This window comes from Citrobacter sp. Cpo015 (genome assembly GCF_030333035.1).
In the GTDB taxonomy this organism is placed as follows: domain Bacteria; phylum Pseudomonadota; class Gammaproteobacteria; order Enterobacterales; family Enterobacteriaceae; genus Citrobacter; species Citrobacter portucalensis.
The window spans coordinates 119,443-138,446 of the sequence record NZ_JAOWGS010000037.1 but is presented as its reverse complement, the minus strand read 5'-3'; the positions used below and the strand labels follow the sequence as shown (position 1 = coordinate 138,446).

The 19,004-nt window shown below is 49.0% G+C and carries 16 protein-coding genes; 3 read left to right on the top strand and 13 right to left on the bottom strand.

Annotation, left to right across the window (positions count from 1 at the left end; all coding sequences use genetic code 11):
- Window positions 1–304: 304 nt before the first annotated feature.
- The 8 genes from OGY67_RS16455 to proB all read right to left on the bottom strand — a co-directional run bounded on the left by OGY67_RS16455 (window position 305) and on the right by proB (window position 10,444).
- Window positions 305–1,000, bottom strand: a complete 696-nt coding sequence (locus OGY67_RS16455) for a fimbrial biogenesis chaperone (RefSeq protein ID WP_286574194.1) — start codon at window positions 998–1,000, stop codon at window positions 305–307.
- A complete protein-coding gene (locus tag OGY67_RS16450) occupies window positions 997–2,604 on the bottom strand; it encodes a fimbrial adhesin EcpD family protein (RefSeq protein WP_286574193.1) in 1,608 nt (535 codons plus the stop codon). The genes OGY67_RS16455 and OGY67_RS16450 overlap by 4 nt, the downstream gene beginning before the upstream one ends.
- A gap of 10 nt (window positions 2,605–2,614) precedes the next feature.
- Window positions 2,615–5,107: a CS1-pili formation C-terminal domain-containing protein gene (locus tag OGY67_RS16445; RefSeq protein ID WP_286574192.1), complete on the bottom strand. Its 2,493-nt coding sequence runs from the start codon at window positions 5,105–5,107 to the stop codon at window positions 2,615–2,617.
- Window positions 5,108–5,165: 58 nt separating this feature from the next.
- Window positions 5,166–5,843: an EcpB family pilus assembly chaperone gene (locus OGY67_RS16440; protein ID WP_286574191.1), complete on the bottom strand. Its 678-nt coding sequence runs from the start codon at window positions 5,841–5,843 to the stop codon at window positions 5,166–5,168.
- Window positions 5,844–5,895: 52 nt separating this feature from the next.
- Window positions 5,896–6,483 carry a common pilus major fimbrillin subunit EcpA gene (gene ecpA / locus OGY67_RS16435; RefSeq protein ID WP_286574190.1) on the bottom strand — a complete coding sequence of 196 codons (588 nt, stop codon included), beginning with the start codon at window positions 6,481–6,483 and terminating at the stop codon, window positions 5,896–5,898.
- Window positions 6,484–7,080: 597 nt separating this feature from the next.
- Window positions 7,081–7,800, bottom strand: coding sequence for a Crp/Fnr family transcriptional regulator (locus OGY67_RS16430; protein ID WP_048236043.1), 720 nt, complete (start codon window positions 7,798–7,800; stop codon window positions 7,081–7,083).
- Between the two features lie 278 nt (window positions 7,801–8,078).
- Window positions 8,079–9,329, bottom strand: coding sequence for a glutamate-5-semialdehyde dehydrogenase (gene proA / locus OGY67_RS16425; protein WP_279850356.1), 1,251 nt, complete (start codon window positions 9,327–9,329; stop codon window positions 8,079–8,081).
- An 11-nt stretch (window positions 9,330–9,340) separates the two neighbouring features.
- Window positions 9,341–10,444, bottom strand: a complete 1,104-nt coding sequence (gene proB, locus OGY67_RS16420; protein WP_003031373.1) for a glutamate 5-kinase — start codon at window positions 10,442–10,444, stop codon at window positions 9,341–9,343.
- A gap of 289 nt (window positions 10,445–10,733) precedes the next feature.
- Between proB and phoE the strand changes: the two genes are divergently transcribed.
- Complete coding sequence (gene phoE, locus OGY67_RS16415) at window positions 10,734–11,789, top strand: phosphoporin PhoE (protein WP_003830831.1); 1,056 nt, start codon at window positions 10,734–10,736, stop codon at window positions 11,787–11,789.
- Between the two features lie 56 nt (window positions 11,790–11,845).
- Here phoE and crl read toward each other — a convergent pair whose 3' ends face one another.
- The 3 genes from crl to gpt form a co-directional block, all read right to left on the bottom strand.
- Window positions 11,846–12,247 carry a sigma factor-binding protein Crl gene (gene crl, locus OGY67_RS16410; RefSeq protein ID WP_008783790.1) on the bottom strand — a complete coding sequence of 134 codons (402 nt, stop codon included), beginning with the start codon at window positions 12,245–12,247 and terminating at the stop codon, window positions 11,846–11,848.
- Window positions 12,248–12,304: 57 nt separating this feature from the next.
- A complete protein-coding gene (gene frsA, locus OGY67_RS16405; protein ID WP_048214870.1) occupies window positions 12,305–13,549 on the bottom strand; it encodes an esterase FrsA in 1,245 nt (414 codons plus the stop codon).
- A 100-nt stretch (window positions 13,550–13,649) separates the two neighbouring features.
- Window positions 13,650–14,108, bottom strand: coding sequence for a xanthine phosphoribosyltransferase (gene gpt, locus OGY67_RS16400; protein ID WP_003031380.1), 459 nt, complete (start codon window positions 14,106–14,108; stop codon window positions 13,650–13,652).
- Window positions 14,109–14,369: 261 nt separating this feature from the next.
- Here gpt and pepD point away from each other — a divergent pair, with 261 nt between their 5' ends.
- Entirely contained in the window at window positions 14,370–15,827 is a 1,458-nt protein-coding gene (pepD, locus tag OGY67_RS16395; RefSeq protein ID WP_008783788.1) for a cytosol nonspecific dipeptidase, read from the top strand.
- Window positions 15,828–16,027: 200 nt separating this feature from the next.
- On the opposite strand, the gene dinB is transcribed toward pepD, so the two are convergent.
- Window positions 16,028–17,083, bottom strand: a complete 1,056-nt coding sequence (gene dinB / locus OGY67_RS16390) for a DNA polymerase IV (RefSeq protein ID WP_286574189.1) — start codon at window positions 17,081–17,083, stop codon at window positions 16,028–16,030.
- A gap of 331 nt (window positions 17,084–17,414) precedes the next feature.
- On the opposite strand from dinB, the gene dpaA reads away from it, so the two are divergent.
- Entirely contained in the window at window positions 17,415–18,155 is a 741-nt protein-coding gene (gene dpaA, locus OGY67_RS16385) for a peptidoglycan meso-diaminopimelic acid protein amidase (protein WP_003830823.1), read from the top strand.
- Here dpaA and OGY67_RS16380 read toward each other — a convergent pair.
- Window positions 18,126–18,893 (bottom strand): class II glutamine amidotransferase, encoded by a 768-nt coding sequence (locus OGY67_RS16380; protein ID WP_003031388.1) that lies wholly within the window; start codon window positions 18,891–18,893, stop codon window positions 18,126–18,128. The genes dpaA and OGY67_RS16380 overlap by 30 nt on opposite strands.
- Window positions 18,894–19,004: the final 111 nt, after the last annotated feature.

Genomic DNA, 19,004 nt, shown 5'->3' with positions numbered 1-19,004 from the left:
AACTCCATTTCTTAATCAGTACAAATCCCTTTACTCACTTTCACTTCATTACAAAACAAAAAGCTATAAATACAAAATTTACAAAACATATAACTACAATGACCAACAGAATAACATATTACCGTAGTTTATGCTGACCGACAAACTAAGAGAGGATGTCGTAGATCTTGTATTCATAAACATTTCCGACAATATGCACGACATATTGTTTCATCGACTCTAAATTTATTGCTACATTTTCTATAGCGAGTGACAGTATAGGTTCAATATATAATCAGGGCATATTGGTTCAGACCCAACCCCCTTAATGATTAATTTTTGAGCAACTCTGACCCACGGGTAGGTATTTCTGCAACGCTACGATAAATTTCCGGTTTTTTGTTTTCAACTCACTACTATGCCAGGTTTTCCCTGGTAACACATAACGCATGGTGGCTTCATCATCAGTTGAGTGACACCCCTGGTGTACGATAATTTTGAAAAAAGTATTCCCTGTGTTTTTCAACGTCCCGTTTATCTCATCAATGGTGTAGGCCAGGTTCATTTTCCTCGGACGAACGACCAATATGGTATCCATAGCGATCACCGGGAGAGCCTGTCCGCCTTTCCCTTGATTACGCTCGGTAAACAGCGTTATCGGCATTTCACGAAACAGTATTCGGTAATAGCGTTCTTTATCATCCTGCGGGCCACGATAGAAAATCTTAAAAAACTCACTTGCCTGCGATGCCAGTGAAAAACGGAGCGGAGTAAACAAAAGTTCGCCTTCGGCAATAGCACTTCTGTTTTCACCTCCCGGTCCCGGTTTATCTATTTTAACTGCGCTAATACTGTACACGTTCTGTTTCTGGCTATCGTTATAGATTCGTTTACTGATAAATGATTTATCCGATGGCATCTCATAAATAGTCGACTCCAGATAGACTGCCTGTGCGGAGAACACCGCCAGCCCGGAAAGCAAGGCCAATATCCATCTTAGCGCCAAACGACAGTGGCTCATGGCGTCACTCCCACCCAATTCGCCGTCACTTTTATCTCTCCGCTGGCACTGACAACACCTTCCCAATCCGCACCGGAAACGGTCAACATCGAACGCGAATCATTCATTGGGAAAAGCAATTTTAAATCAGTCGCAAAGTAGCTTCCATCATCTGTATTATTTGCGTCCCAGGGCGTCTGTTGCCATTGCGCATCTCTCATGCTGATCGCCGCTTCACTACAGCTATTTCGTTTCTGTACCACGCCACCCGACTGACTGTTGTACTGAAGAAAGGCGGGAATTGGGACAGATAACCCACCTTGCGTAGAAGTGAACAGGCAATAAGGCACATTGTTTATCGTCGTACTTTCCCCAATAACTTGTGCGGTAATGCTATCAGCCTGACGAGGCCCCGAGACCGTCACGGTGTAATCCATCTCAATCGGAGCGGTCTCGCCAATTGTGCCGCTGCCGCTTGCCGAGGTGCTGTTATCCGATGAGATAATACTGATCCCATATTCCTTTGGAACAATATTGAGCTGTAGCGAAGGAGTAAACTGGTAATACCCCGACTCTGGCGTCACGCTATTTGTAAAAGCAAATGTAAATGGTTGGCTGTTGGTGATACTGACGCCACGATCCACCATATTTTTCAGGAATGTTTTCGACAGAAAAACATAGACATACTCACCACTATTACTAAAAATATTATAATAAACCGACGTCGAGCTAAAGTTAGTCCAGGTTTGACCATCACCAGAATATTTTATTGTGGCAGCCGCAGGCGTAAAACCGAGCAAACCGCTATCCGCGTACATACGAATACGTAGTGAAGCCGTCAGATTGCTGGTTTGATTTAAATTGTATGAAATCATCTTACAGATAACGCCATCTTCACGACTGACCACACCCAGCTCACAATAACCACTGTCTTTAGTGATGCTCGGCGTACCATCACTGGCAACCCATAACTCCTGAAATGCATTGGTAGAAACCAAAGATAAATGACCTATTTTATTTAATGTATAAGGTCTGATATACCAATTACCGCTGCTCTGGTCTTTACAACGTTGCCCAGCCGCATAATCATAGTCAATCGTGGTTCGACAAAAATTAAGGTTATATGTCTCTGCGCTTCCGACCGATATATTGCGGAAGTATTCATACGCCGAGTCTGTCAGCGATGCAAAACCATAGTATCCACCGGCGATTCCGGATCCGGTTGCTTTGGTGTGATAAAAACCAAATTGATCGGTTAGCTCGGCAGCAATATAGCCAGATGCAGGGCAATTAGCACCAGTAGTGCAACGAATACCCCGGAATGGTTCACTGATTGGCGAATTATTAATCCACATATCCTTGTAATATGTGGTATTGGCCACCCAGCCAACAATACCTATGTATCCCAGGCTATCCTGGTCGTTTCCATATTTTACCCAGGTGTTCGACCCACTAATGCGAGGATCGAGGGAGGACGGGGTAATAAAGTATTCGTTATCAACATTGTTTTCTATAAACAAATAATTGTTATTGACTGCTGCCTGAGTGGATGCCGAGAGCGCCCAGGCAGATGGGGATAACACGGCAAAGGCACACCCAAAAATAAGAGATAGAGATTTATTCATTATTAATACCTTATCGTTGTGCCATCGTGGTTTGCGTTGCACATTTCACATCGCCAACCCACGCCGCACCGCGTGCTTTTTCCAGATCCAGATCGGCTTCACATACCCTGCCATTGGCAGAAATTAACGTAATAACCGGATACTTTTTATCAATATCGATAGCAAACTCACCTTTTGCATCCGTACGTGTTTTACCGATGTGGTTATGAATATCGGTATTTGCAGCCAACTGTCCATCGGGATAACGAATGCGACCGAATACGGTGACCATGCTTTTCACTTCAGGGTTGATAACGCCAACGTTGCCCGGATAAAGCGTCAGTTCCTGTTTTCGCCCTGAAACAATATCGAAGCTGTCTTCAGAATTTTTATCATTAAGGATCTCCAGCTTGTACTGAGCATAAGGCGGCAACGCAATAAAATTTGATTTACCGCTGAGAAGATAATTGCGGTTATTAATCTTCGCAGCCAGTTTCCCCTCGCCGGTCAAATCTGTTTTTACGATAACGCCAGAACGCTGTCTCTCTTTACTCAGACCGAAGTCTTTACCTGCCCATGCCAGAGAACCTTGGGAAGAGAAGTTCATATTGGTGGAGTTGTCAGCAGAACGTGTTACCGATACGGTGCCAGCGTTATATTTCGTGTCATAACTTAGATTGCCGTTTACCGAATAATTATTGTCGTAATGCTGTTCACCACTCAGACGCGTTGATGCCGATAATCCGACCGATTTAATCGGCCCTTCAGCATACTGTTTTCGTGCACTGAGATTACCCTGGGTGCTGCCATAGCGATCTCGGGAGACGCCCATGCTCAACCAGGTCGCCAACGGCAACGATAAGTCCAGGCTGACATAACGTTCCTGTCGCCCATCGTCATTTCGGTTGTTGTAGTAATAACGCTGAATTCCTGCACGTAACCCAATCGTGGCATACCTTCCAGAATAAAGAGTCGTGTTGTAATCCAGATTACGGTATTTATTGCCTGAGTAACGATTCTCCGTCTGACTAACAGTGAGTGAACCACCATGAGGAATAAACTTTCCGAGGTTAAGAGTTCCGCCAATGGAATAGTTATCACGCTCCTGCATAGGCAAGCGATCGCCAATTTTACTGTCTTCACGAGATGCCCAAAGGGAACCATATCCCTCAGGGACATTGAGATTAATGTTACTGATGTTTCGCCATGATGAATCGTTCGCTACCAACATCTGATTGCCAATACTGACGTATTCATTCACATTCAGCGTGACATCCGTTTCATTAACCGCATTGTTGTCAAAACCGTAGATCGTTGATTTCAGGCCCAGCCCCGACAATATCGCCAGCGTCACCGATGCGGCCCCCCCGGCAATCCAGGTCTGCTCACTACCCAAATCCTGATAGTGGTTACGCTTATAGCTCACCCGATCATAATCCAGCGAACCACCAAAAAACTGCCATGAGAGCTGATGAACTCCGGCAGCTTGTTGGCGAGCAAAGATCTTATTAACCCGGCTGACACGACTATTAATTGTCCGCCCATTGACCACGATATCTACCGTGACGTCGTAAACACCATACGGAAAGCGACTGGTATCAATTTCATAGCTGCCCATATTAAAGTTCTGCACGCTGAGCAAACGTCCATCGCGGAAGACATGAACCTCACCAGCGGCTGGCAAAAATACGGTAATCGGCGTGAGTGAAAGCGCGGTATTCTCAACAACCGTACTTCCTTTGTTCCCGTAGCTCACACCGTAAATTTTCCCACCATTCAGCGCATTCAGGCTGGCAATAGACTGGACATTCCATGTATCAAGCATCCCCAGCGCCAGTCGATACCCTTCATAATCGCGCTCATACATCGCACGATAAAGTTTACTGGTACCATTGCTGTCACCGATGCCGTAAAACGAACCGTTAACATTAATGTGGTGCTCCCGCAGCGATGTTGTATTGTCCATCGTCAGATAGCTGCGGGTACTGCTGCCATTTCGGTAATTGTTATAGTAGGTACCAAAGTTGTAGTTCAGGACGTTAGACAGAGTTTCAACGCTGGAAGGTCCAAGCAAGCTACTGCGCGCGACAATCGCTTCAGTTAACGCATCTTTGCTGACAATCATCTCCAGGTGAAATGATGAGACATTAAGTTGCAGTCGAGCATCATCTGACAGTTCAATATTCGTATTATCGTGAAACTTTACATCACGGATTTTTTCCACTAACGCGCGGGTTTTCTCGGATAACACAGCATTATTGGGCAATTCAGCAAGAGTCAGTGCTTTAACTGTAATATTGCCATCAACAAGCGAAATCACCGCATCGGCAATTTTTTGCTGACTTTTCTCATCAGTCTCGTTGTAACGGATATAAACCGGCACCGTCATTCCCTGCTCCAGTGAACGAGCGAAAGCGCTGGGAATAACGTAATTACCCACTTTTACTGGGGCTGCATGTGAAGTTCCTGGTGTCAGCGCAAGAAAAAGACAAATGCTACCGCCAACAATATATGTTGTTGTCATATGCATCCTTACAATCCGGTATTTTTATTTTTCCCGTACAGATGGCTGCTATTGACCATCACTTCACTGTAATAAACTGCTTACCGTGCCAGATCCCAATGCGTGAGCGGCTATTACTAATGTCGGTGAACTGCAGTTTTATTTTTGTACCTGGCATAATGTAATAACGTTCACGACAGCCCCGACCCTGATCGCGAGCATTATCTTTGCAAGCCCCATAGGCGATTACTCGAAATGAAACATTGCCAGTATTGCTAATAACATCACCATTACGATTATATTCAAAACGCTCTTTTCGCGGCGCAACCACCAGAATAGTGCCAATTTCAGCCGACGCTGTTGCAACCGCCATTTTATTCGCCCGGGTTTCCGCGCTCTCGGTGACCGGCTCATCTATCCATTGCAGACGATAATAACGTTCGAGATCATCTGCAGGCCCTTTATAAAAGAAGCGAAAAACATCCTTTGCCTGACCAGGCAGAATTAGATTGGCAGGCGTAGAGAGTAATTCCCCGGAATTAACGGGTTTTATTTCGACTCCGCCCGCTAAGGGTGATGACAGTTGTTTTACCGATACGCTGACATAACGAGCCGAATCTGTCGTATTAGTAATTTCTTTCGATAATGAACTCTCAGTAGAAGTCATTATCGACGTGATATCACCAACGTTAATTGCCCAGCTGGAAAAAGAGATTACCAACCCTACCAACATTGCTGCCGGTAAATATTTATTCATGACACCATTCCTGATAAATTCGGGAGAATTTCTCCTCCCGAAATTTTATTTCTTAGGTGGACGGAGTCGTCCAGGTTGCATTGAACTGTACTTTTACATCACCAGCCCAATAGCCGTCTGGCAGTGCAGAGTAATCCGTTACCGGCGTGCTACCATCAGAAGTCGCAGACGCAATGGTGAATTTGAAGTTGGATTGATCGCTGACGCGGTCAGCACCGTTGTAAGCGCCATCAGCCATCAGGCTTTCAAGACCAGAAGTCGAGCTGGAATTTACCAGGACAGTATCTGATGAATTAGTCAACGCGGTGCCATTCCATGCCACCCCTACGTTCAGGGTAGACGCATCGCCACTGGCGTTGGTCAGAGTATTGCTAATAATCTGAGCGGTCAGTTCAAAATCAGTTGCCGTTTCCTGGCCCTGAATAGTCACATCAAACGCGCCATCCTGGGAGTTGAAGCCATTCAGACCTTCCGCATACTGGAAAGTCAAAGAGTTCAGCGGAGTGACGACCAACATGCTGGTGGTATCTTTTGTTGCCGTCGCGTCCCACGAGGCCGTTGCAGAAGCAGTGACATCTGCCATTGCATTTGCCGCAACAAATACAGACGCCAGAGAGGTCACTAATAATAATTTTTTCATTTTTATCTTCTCCTAAGAACAAACTCACCACCGAGTCTTATTATTAAGTCACTCCAGCGGTTCCATTAATTGCGAGCCAGAATTGCCGCGCCCAAAAATTATCATTTGAATTAAGTAACATCTCAACAAACCCTGAAACGCAAAAATTACAAAAAGACTAAGAATTTTCCCACTAAAACGATAATCTAAGAAGTTTCCTAAGTTTAATTTACTTAAATAACACCATGAACCAGAACTATCACCCAAATAAATAAGACAAATCAAACAATTCATCTTTTTTATGTTTTTGATAAATATCAAAAAGATCATACAAATACCACGAGAGCAAAACCCTTACAAAACATAAAGATAATTAACACCTCCATAGTTTCTCTATAATGCTTATTATTTGTTGCAATTATGCTAAATTTTTAACGCCGCAAGAAAATTCTCATGATATATCCATTTGCGAGGGAATATTCTTATAAAAAAACATTCACCTACAGAAACTACATTCTAATTGATAATTATTTGACAACATTAAAACCAGGAATTTTCCATATAAAATGAATATTCCTGGCTTATCAGGAGAGATAATGATTATCGTTAAATAGAAAATTAGATAAAACGTTTTAAACCAAGATAACTATTAATAGTTACGGTACGTACCCTATGTAAGGTAATCAAATTCTGCTGTTCAAGTGATTTTAATGAGCGGCTAACGGTTTCAATTTTAAGATCGAGATAACTGGCAATTTCCTCCCGAGAAAATGGCAAGCGAAGCGTCGTTTCTGGCCTGCCGATGCGCAAATGCATCTCGTAAAATTCCACCAGGAAAGCCGCGATCCTGGCCTCAGCATGTTTATTCGCATAGCGCCGCAGTTTTTCAACAATGAATCCATTATCCCTGCAGAGAAACTTGATGACTGCGGCAGCAACCGAAGGCTCCTTCTCTGCTACCTTGAACAACCGCGCAATATCAATGTGGCAAACCTCTGCAGCCGTTGCCGCCTGGATAGTTGTCAGATACTTCCCTCCTTCGACAGCATCCAGCGCCATGATATCTCCCGGAACATAAAAGCGGCTGATATAAACGTTATCGCCACATTCCACGCTGGACTTGCAGTACCCCTCATGGATAACAAAAAGCATCTCCGCGGTTTCATCCTGCCGAGCGAGTATCTCCCCAGCTTTAAACCGCCTTCTTTTGTCTATTAATTTGTATTGATTATCACGGTCAATCGCCGCTCCCTTTGGGCACAGCGAACAATGACGGGGAGGAAACGGGTTGCCAAGCGGCACAACAGGAATACTAAGTTTGTGAATATCCGATTTCACGCAACAACTCCTCATAAAAATGAGATTGATTCTAATAGATCGGGCCATGGGAACAATACGTGAAACGAAGACCAGGAAAATTCATGCAGGCAGGGAAAATTCTGTGATACGCCGCCTTTCTGGCGCCAGAGAATGCATAGGTCAGAACCAGACGGGTGCGGATGATGTTAAAAACGCAGGATAAAAAATGCGGCAACGGGGTGAAGGTTAGAATTAACTGGGTGATGCCTTAATAGCCTTTTAAATCAGATGGCTATTATTGCATCACCCAGTTTTAATTACGCACGAATCGTGTCGTCACCGAAGCCAACCCACTTATATGTGGTCAGTGCTTCCAGTCCCATTGGGCCACGTGCGTGCAGTTTTTGCGTGCTCACCGCCACTTCCGCACCCAGTCCGAACTGGCCGCCATCGGTAAAACGAGTAGAGGCGTTTACATACACGGCGGAAGAGTCCACTTCATTCACGAAACGGTTGGCGTTGCTGAGCGTGCGCGTCAGTATGGCGTCCGAGTGCTGGGTACCGTGTTCGCGAATATGGGCGATAGCACCATCCATATTTTCGACCACCACAACGTTCAGATCCAGAGACAGAAACTCGTTATCCAGCTCTTCCGGTTTTAGTGGCACCAGTTTGGCAGGGCCATGCAGAACTTGCATCACGATTTCATCACCGTGCAACGTAACACCGCTATCCGCCATCTTTTGGCTTAACGCAGGCAGGAAACGCTCAGCAATATCCTGATGCACCAGCAGAGTTTCTACAGTGTTACAGGTGCTTGGACGCTGGGTTTTGGCGTTAACGATAATCTTCAGGGCCGGGGCGATCTCCGCGGTATCATCAACATAAATATGGCATACGCCAATACCGCCGGTGATGACCGGGATGGTCGACTGCTCACGGCACAGCTTATGCAGACCCGCGCCACCACGAGGGATCAGCATATCGATGTACTTATCCATCCGCAGCATTTCAGCGACCAACGCGCGGTCCGGGTTATCAATTGACTGTACGGCAGCCGCGGGTAAACCGCAGGCTTTCAGCGCCTTTTGGATAACAGCCACGGTGGCGGCGTTGGTCCGGTAGGTCTCTTTCCCACCGCGCAGAATCACCGCATTGCCGGTTTTCAGGCACAGGGAGGCAACGTCAACGGTGACGTTTGGACGCGCTTCATAAATCACGCCAATCACGCCCAGCGGGACGCGACGACGCTCCAGACGCAGACCGCTATCCAGCAGGCCGCCGTCAATCACCTGCCCTACCGGGTCGGCAAGATTACAGACCTGGCGCACATCGTCAGCAATCGCTTTCAGACGCGCCGGCGTCAGCGCCAGGCGGTCGAGCATCGCTTCGCTCAGGCCGTTGGCTCGCGCCTGCTCAACATCTTGTATGTTCGCGCTGAGGATGCTTTCCGTTTGCGCTTCCAGCTCATCAGCAATGGTTTCCAGTACGCGATTTTTTTCGCGACTGGAGAGCAGCGCCAGCTTGTATGACGCGGCTTTGGCAGCAATGCCCATTTGTTCCAGCATATGCCTGTTCCTTAACGGGTGATCATGTCGTCGCGATGGACAGCAACCGGACCGTATTCATAGCCCAGGATGGTGTCGATCTGTTGTGAGTGATGTCCGGCAATACGGCGCAGCGCGTCGCTGTTATAGCGGGTGACGCCATGGGCAATATCGCGCCCTTCGAGATTGCAGATGCGGATCACTTCACCACGAGAAAAGTTACCTGTCACGCTTTTAATGCCTTTTGGCAGTAATGAGCTGCCGCGTTCCAGAATTGCTGCGGTCGCGCCCTCATCGACGGTAATCTCCCCGGCAGGCGGCGCGCCAAAGATCCAGCGTTTACGGTTCTCCAGTGGAGAGGCTTGAGCATGAAAACGCGTCCCAACGGAAACGCCTTCCATCACGTCGCCAATCACGCCCGGCTTGCTGCCTGCGGCAATAATGGTGTCGATCCCGGCGCGGCACGCGACATCGGCTGCCTGCAGTTTTGTTCCCATGCCGCCGGTTCCCAGACCCGAGACGCTATCCCCGGCAATGGCGCGCAACGCATCATCAATGCCGTGCACGTCTTTAATCAGCTCAGCCTGCGGGTTGGTGCGTGGATCGGCGGTGAACAGCCCCTGCTGATCGGTCAACAGCAGCAGCTTATCGGCACCGGCCAGAATTGCCGCCAGCGCGGAGAGATTGTCGTTATCGCCGACTTTAATCTCAGCGGTCGCTACGGCGTCATTCTCATTAATGACAGGAACAATGTTGTTATCCAGCAGCGCGCGGAGTGTATCGCGGGCATTGAGGAAGCGCTCTCTGTCTTCCATATCTGCACGCGTCAGCAGCATCTGCCCGATATGAATACCGTAAATCGAGAATAGCTGTTCCCACAGTTGAATCAGTCGGCTCTGCCCGACCGCCGCCAACAGCTGTTTCGAAGCTATCGTTGCCGGGAGCTCCGGGTAACCAAGATGCTCACGTCCGGCGGCAATCGCACCAGAGGTAACGATAACAATACGATGCCCTGCGGCATGGAGCTGCGCGCACTGGCGAACCAGTTCTACGATGTGGGCGCGGTTCAGGCGGCGGGATCCGCCCGTTAACACACTGGTGCCAAGTTTTACCACCAGCGTCTGGCTGTCACTCATGATTCTCTGCCATTCAAAATTGGGGAAAATGATATCAAACGAACGTTTTAGCAGGACTGGCCCCGGTTGCCAACAACCAGCGCACAAAGCATGAAATTTTATTGCGCAGGATCAGCAAGCGTAGCGGCAGATTTTGACGCATTTATTACAGAAACAAAAAAACATCCTTTTTTAAAAATATTCTTACTTTGTCATAAAACGTTCATTGCCAGACGTTAAAAACCCTCCTGTCTTTTAACGGGGATCACACCCAGTGAATATTAGCGCGTACTTTTAATCAGGAATGAAAATGAAAAAGAGCACTCTGGCATTAGTGGTGATGGGAATTGTTGCGTCGGCATCCGTACAGGCAGCGGAAGTGTATAACAAGAACGGTAATAAGCTGGATTTGTACGGCAAAGTAAAAGCCATGCATTACATGACGGATTATGACAGCAAAGATGGTGACCAAAGCTATATCCGTTTAGGTTTTAAAGGTGAAACGCAAATTAACGATCAACTAACCGGTTATGGTCGTTGGGAAGCAGAGTTTGCCGGCAATAAAGCTGAAAGCGACTCTAACCAACAAAAAACACGTCTGGCCTTCGCCGGTGTGAAATTAAAAGATTTTGGCTCGTTTGATTATGGTCGTAACCTGGGTGCGCTGTATGACGTGGAAGCCTGGACCGATATGTTCCCGGAATTTGGTGGCGACTCCTCCGCACAGACCGATAACTTTATGACCAAACGCGCCAGCGGTCTGGCAACTTACCGTAACACCGACTTTTTTGGCGTCGTGGATGGCCTGGATCTGACCCTGCAATACCAGGGTAAAAACCAGGATCGCGATGTGAAAAAACAGAACGGCGACGGTTTTGGTACTTCTGTTACCTATGACTTTGGCGGCAGCGATTTCGCGGTGAGCGGCGCTTATACCAACTCCGATCGAACCAACCAGCAGAATCTGCAAACTCGCGGTACGGGTGATAAAGCTGAAGCCTGGGCAACCGGCTTAAAATATGATGCTAACGATATTTATATTGCGACGTTCTATTCTGAAACACGCAATATGACGCCAATTTCCGGCGGCTTCGCCAATAAAACACAGAACTTCGAAGCGGTTGTTCAGTACCAGTTTGACTTTGGTCTGCGTCCGTCACTGGGTTATGTGCTTTCTAAAGGGAAAGATATTGAAGGCGTCGGCAATGAAGACCTGGTGAATTATATCGACGTGGGCGCAACGTATTATTTCAACAAAAATATGTCCGCGTTCGTTGATTATAAAATCAACCAGTTGGATAGCGATAATAAACTGGGCATCAACGATGATGACATCGTTGCTGTCGGTATGGTCTACCAGTTCTGATATAGCATAAAAAATGCCGGATGGGGTTGCGCCGCCATCCGGCATTTTACTGTTCATTATGCCGTTAACTTAACCGGTTCATCCTTAAAGTCGTCAGCAGGTTCCAGCGCCAGATTCAGCGTCGTTAACAAGCCACGTAATTTTTCATGGAATTCACGTAAGGTGTATTCCAGTCGCTCTACCACTTCAGTCTCTTTCACCGGCACCGCCGTCCAGTTACCGTCTTTATCAAACAAACCAAACTGATAGCTGTACGTGAAACGTTTTTCCTGCGCCTCCAGTTCCATCCACCAGCCCCAGAACTCGCGTTTCTCAGGGGCGGGTTTCACGTTGACGCAAACAGCCAGACAATCGAAAAAAAATCGATTATCTTCGCACTGCCCTTCCCGGATATACGGGCCAAGCGCGGTGAATTTCTTGATCAATCTACTTTTCGGATGCCCACTCGGTAACGTCATTACGATCTCCTTAGGTGAAGCACCTGTTTTACCAAATCGCTAAAATTTAGCAAACTTTTAACACAATCTCTGATTGATCCAACCGGTTATTTCCTGCAACCCTTTGTCAAAATTGCGATACACCGGGTTGAAGGGGATCTCCAGTAGCTTACCGTCTGAAGATGAAGATGTGATTAAACGTGACTCTTCTTCCGGGCTAAACGGATCGTTCTTCCAGAATCCCGAGAGCATTGGCGTCGGGCAGCGTCGCCCCAGCAGGCCCTGCACTTTTAATGAATAGCGATTAAGCTCAACGCGCAGCGCTTCATCGGAGGCGTCATGCATCCCCAGGCGGCTGGCCAGTACATCAAGGTACATTTCCGGGACGCTCGCCTGACGCTGCGGGTCACTAAGCAGCGCATGAACCACTGGCCCCAGACAGGCCACCGCCTTCAGACGCGATGATTCCAGATACGCCAGACGTACCGCTACGTTAGCGCCAAAGCGGAAACCGAAGGCCGCCACGCGGGTGTGATCCACCCAGGGAACATTAGGCAGCGCTTTTAATACATGCTGATGCAGCAGGCTGGAATCCTGAGTCAGTTTCCATTTTGACGAGAACCCAACCGACGGCATATCCAGCGTCAGCATGGCTATACCCCGTGGGGCAAAATAGCGCTCATACAGGGTGTAGTAATCCGTTTGCATGGAATCGAGACCACCACACATCAGCACCGTCGGGAACGGACCGTCACCTTTTGGCATATGTAAGAAGCCGGTGATCGGCGCACCGCCAGCGACGGGAAACTCCATCTCACGCAGCGTGCCCGGCAATCGCTGTGCGGCCTCTTCATAGGCGCGATTCGCCAAAGCCTGTGCCTGCTCTGCCAGCTCATCGCCTTTCAGGTGTGGGTAAGCGGCAATGTTGTACAACGTAGACGCATGCAGCCAGTGGCGTCCGCTCACCTGCGGATCCTCTTCCATAGACGCTTTCTGTTGCCAGTCCATCGCCTGCTTCGCCCACTCATAGATCCAGTTCCCACCGCGATAGCCGATAACCGTATCGTAGAGTTCTTTATCTGTACGCTCGGCTTCGCTCATCACGATACGTGCCTGCACCTCAAGGATTTCGCGCGGGTCGACGCCGCGCCAGATCCACATCAGGCGATTCACCATGCGATACCAGTGCGGAATGGTTTTGCCATCCAGGGCAGATTGTACGGACGGCTGCGCGCCGTGATTAAAACGACGAACCAGTGTTGACGTTTCAGGGTGTTTGAAGCGGGGTTTAAACAGGACTTCGCTGAGGTTAGCCTGTGACATGATTGCAGCCTCCATGAGTACTCACTAAGGCATAGTGTAACCTGACACAGCACAAAAAGAACAACGCCCGGCAGTTGCCAGGCGTTGAAAACTTTTTAGATTAGCGACCAGAGATCGGCGGGACGAACACTACGCCCATATCCCACGGCTGCTCAATCCAGGTATCCTGAGGGATATCAACAACATAATCATTCACCAGCGGGCGACCAGCCGGCTTAGCGAAGATAGTGACGAAATGCGCTTTAGGATACATTTCGCGGATCGCAACGGCGGTACCACCGGTGTCAACCAGGTCATCAATTACGATGAAACCTTCACCGTCGCCTTCGGCACGCTTCAGCACTTTCAGTTCGCGCTGGTTGTCGTGATCGTAGCTGGAGATGCATACGGTATCGACATGACGAATACCCAATTCACGCGCCAGCAATGCGCCCGGCACCAGACCACCACGGCTAACGGCAATAATGCCTTTCCATTGTTCAGAAGGCATCAGGCGGCTTGCCAGTTTACGTGCATGGATCTGCAACATGTCCCAGGTGACGACGTATTTTTCGCTCATGTGAAGTGTCCCAGCCTGTTTATCTACGGCTTAAAAAGTGTTCGAGGGGGAAATAGGTTGCGCGAGATTATAGAGATCTGACGCACTAAAAACCAGTGTTTCGCGGAATCCGCGCCTCTTTTTGCATGCTTTATGCTAGCCGTCAGCGGAGAAAGTGGTATTCTCAATCGCATCGCGCAAGCCTGACTTGTGGTGTTTTTAATTCTGCTAACCCCGTGGCCTGCAAGCAAGTTTTGTAGGACATCGCCAAGGAGACTCAACGTGTCTGAACTGTCTCAATTATCCCCGCAACCGCTATGGGATATTTTTGCCAAAATCTGTTCTATTCCTCATCCGTCCTATCATGAAGAGCAGCTCGCTGAACACATTCTGAGCTGGGCCCAAGAGAAAGGTTTCCACGTCGAGCGCGATCAAGTCGGTAATATCCTGATTCGCAAACCCGCTACCGCAGGCATGGAAAACCGCAAGCCGGTCGTTCTGCAGGCGCACCTGGATATGGTCCCGCAGAAAAACAACGACACCGTGCATGACTTCACTAAAGATCCTATCCAGCCTTATATTGACGGCGAATGGGTGAAAGCCCGTGGCACTACGCTGGGTGCGGATAACGGCATCGGTATGGCGTCTGCGCTGGCCGTTCTGGCTGATGACAGCGTAGTACACGGTCCGCTGGAAGTGCTGCTGACCATGACCGAAGAAGCGGGTATGGATGGCGCGTTTGGTCTGCAGGCTAACTGGCTGCAGGCAGATATCCTGATCAACACCGACTCAGAAGAAGAAGGTGAGATCTACATGGGTTGCGCAGGCGGTATCGACTTTACCTCTAACCTGCCGCTGTCCCGTGAAGCAATCCCGGCTGGATTCCAGAGCTTTAAGCTGACGTTAAAAGGCCTGAAAGGCGGTCACTCCGGCGGCGAAATCCACGTGGGTCTCGGTAACGCGAACAAACTGCTGGTACGCTTCCTGGCGGGCCACGCTGAAGAGCTGGATCTGCGTCTGGTTGATTTCAACGGCGGTACGCTGCGTAACGCGATTCCGCGTGAAGCCTTTGCCACCCTCGCCGTGGCTGCAGATAAAGTTGATGCGTTAAAAGCGCTGGTCAACACCTATCAGGAAATCCTGAAAAACGAACTGGAAGCCAAAGAGAAGAACCTGGCTCTGCTGCTGGATGCCGTAACTCAAGACAAAGCCGCGCTGACCGCTCAGTCTCGCGACAGCTTTGTGCGTCTGCTGAACGCCACCCCGAACGGCGTAATCCGCAACTCTGACGTCGCCAAAGGCGTGGTAGAGACCTCTCTGAACGTCGGCGTTGTCACCATGACTGACGACAACGTTGAAATTCACTGCCTGATCCGTTCCCTGATCGACAGCGGTAAAGACTACGTGGTGAGCATGCTGGATTCACTGGGTAAACTGGCTGGCGCGAAAACCCAGGCAAAAGGCGGATACCCAGGCTGGCAGCCGGATGCTAACTCTCCGGTTATGCACCTGGTTCGTGAAACCTATCAGCGTCTGTTCAACAAAACGCCGAATATCCAGATCATCCACGCTGGTCTGGAATGTGGTCTGTTCAAGAAACCGTATCCAGATATGGACATGGTTTCCATCGGGCCAACTATCACCGGTCCACACTCCCCGGATGAGCAGGTTCATATCGAAAGCGTCGGCCATTACTGGACGCTGCTGACTGAACTGCTGAAGTCTATTCCGGCGAAGTAAGATTCTGCGCTAAATGCCGGATGACGCTACGTTTATCTGGCCTACATGCTGATTTGTAGGCCGGATAAAGTTGTTACGTAGCCATCTGGCCTGCACGCTGATTTGAAGGCTGGATAAAGTTTTTACGCTGCCATCCGGCATGCTCGCTGGTTTGTAGGCCGGATAAGGCGTTTACGCCGACATCCGGCAATTGTTCTGAATCACAGCCCCAATAGCAGTTGTCTTTCCATTTGTGGATCCAGCAGCGTGACGTGTAATCCCACCAGCCTGACGCCTCGCCCTCCCCTACGCTCGTCCCAGGTCTTGCGCGCTGTCGTAATTAAGTCATCTTTATTTAAGCGCGGCCAGACGTGCTCCTGCGTAGTCTGCTGAAAATCATTAAACTTGAGTTTTATCCCCTGGCGAGCGATCAGCAGATCCGGCTTTACCTTTGCCAGACGCCGTTCCAGTTCAGGATAGAGCCGTTCAATTATCGCCTCACACTCCGACCACTCGTGAATATCTTCCGCCAGCGTACGCTCCACGCCGACGGATTTACGCAGCCTGTCGTTGTTGACGTCCCGTTCGTCAATCCCCTGACTGCGCTCCCACAGCACGCGACCAAACTTGCCGAAGCGTTTGAGCAGCATTGCCAGGTCGTATTTTTGAACATCTTCGCAGGTACGTAATCCCATTGATTCCAGCTTAGCGGCGGAGACTTTGCCAACGCCGGGAATTTTGCCTAACGGTAATGTTCTGAGAAATTCAGGAACATCGGCAGGGGTAATCACATATTGCCCATTGGGTTTGTTGAGATCGGAAGCTATTTTTGCCAGAAATTTTACCGGCGCAATTCCGGCAGAGGCGGTTAACTGTAACTCGTTAAAAATTGTCTGGCGGATTTCCTGAGCGATCAGCGTAGCTGAGCCGTGGCAGTGGGTGCTGTCGGTCACATCCAGATAGGCTTCATCCAGCGAAAGAGATTCTATCAGCGAGGTATAACGAGAGAAAATAGCCTGAATCTGGCGGGAGGCTTCTTTATAGGCCTCGTAACGACCAGGTAATAAAGTGAGATGCGGACACAGCTTTAATGCCATTCCCGTTGGCATTGCGCTACGCACGCCAAATTTGCGCGCCGGGTAATTGGCCGTGCTGATGACCCCCCGACGTTCACGACTGCCGCCAATAGCAATGGGAATGTCGCGCAGGGCTGGATTATCACGCATTTCCACTGCCGCGAAAAAGCAGTCCATATCGACATGTATGATTTTACGCATCGTTTGTCTCCCACATCACTGTTTAAGTATACAGTATTTTTATGTTGTGAGAAGTCTGGTTGTACCTAATGCTGGGCCGTTCCTGACCCATTATCCATCCAGCACGATTAAGACCCAATGAAGCGCAGTAACCAGCAAAATACGCCAGTGTCTGACTGCCTTTAAGCGCAATTTTCCGTATAAAGAAAAACTAAAGTGTAAACGCCGCACGAGAGACTTGCGAAAAACTCTCTTGGTGCTAATGTGAGCGCTCCAGATCCAGATTTATCCGATTTGGGGATTCTTTTTGCCGTCCTGGCGTGTGTGATCGTTTTATCAAGGAATAAGCAGTATGCGTAAAATCGCATTTTTTCTTGCGATGCTTTTATTGCCGTGCGTTTCATTTGCCGGTTTGCTGAGCAGCAGCAGCCCGACTACGCCTGTCAGCAAAGAATATAAGCAGCAATTAATGGGCTCCCCCGTTTATATCCAGATCTTCAAAGAAGAGCGAACCTTGGATCTGTACGTCAAGATGGGCGAACAGTATCAATTGCTCGACAGCTATAAGATCTGCAATTATTCCGGCGGCTTAGGGCCGAAACAGCGTCAGGGTGATTTCAAAAGTCCGGAAGGATTTTACAGCGTACAGCGTGGACAGCTGAAACCGGATAGCCGCTTCTATAAAGCGATTAACATTGGTTTCCCTAACGCCTACGACCGCGCACACGGTTATGAAGGTAAGTACCTGATGATCCACGGTGCCTGTGTTTCCGTCGGCTGCTACGCAATGACCGACAACGGCATTGATGAGATTTTCCAGTTTGTGACCGGTGCTCTGGTGTTCGGGCAGTCCAGCGTACAGGTTAGCATTTACCCGTTCCGCATGACCGATGCCAACATGCAGCGCCATAAGTTCTCGTATTACAAAGATTTCTGGGCCCAGTTAAAGCCGGGATACGATTACTTTGAACAAACACGTAAACCACCGACCGTCTCCGTCGTCGATGGTCGTTACGTCGTCAGCAAGCCGTTGAGTCACGAAGTGGTTCAGCCGCAACTGGCATCAAACTACACGCTCCCCGAGACAAAATAATGCCCACTCGCCTGGCATAATCTTTTGCCAGGTTTCATTGCCGGTTAACGGTTGAGTGGCAATCACGGTGACCACATCATTGGGTGTGGTCTCTGAACTAAAATCGATTTCCACATCCTGATCCAGCAATGTCGCCACGCCAAACGGCGCACGACGCGTGATCCAAAACAGGTTGGTCGAACAGAAGGCCATCACATAGCGTCCGTCAGACAACAACATGTTGAAGACGCCCTTCTCCCGCAGCTCTCCTGCCAGCATTGCGATATATTTAAACACCGCCGTCATATTGCCAGGCGTGCGCGGATAACGCTCCGTCAGCTTGTGGAGCAGCCAGCAGAAAGCTTTTTCGCTGTCGGTTTCCCCGACCGGGCGGAAATTTCCGGTTTCCAGCGATTTATAGCCACTGAGCTGTCCATTATGAGCATAGGTCCAGTTGCGTCCCCACAGTTCGCGGGTAAAGGGATGGGTATTTTCCAACGCCACTTCGCCACGGTTCGCCTGACGAATATGGGCAATCACGGAACAGGATTTGATGGGGTAGTCTTGTACCAGTTTGGCGATAGGCGAATTAAAGCTGGGTTGCGGATCTTTAAACGTACGGCAGCCCTTACCTTCATAAAACGTAATACCCCAGCCGTCTTTGTGCGGCCCGGTCCCTCCGCCGCGCTGAACCAGCCCGGTGAAGCTAAAGCAGATATCGGTTGGCACATTGGCGCTCATCCCGAGCAGTTCGCACATACATCACCTACCTTAAAACCGTGAACTGCCTGATGGCGCTGCGCTTATCAGGCCTACGTGGCGCTCATGTAGGCCGGATGAGGCTTCAGCCACCATCCGGCAATCGTCTTC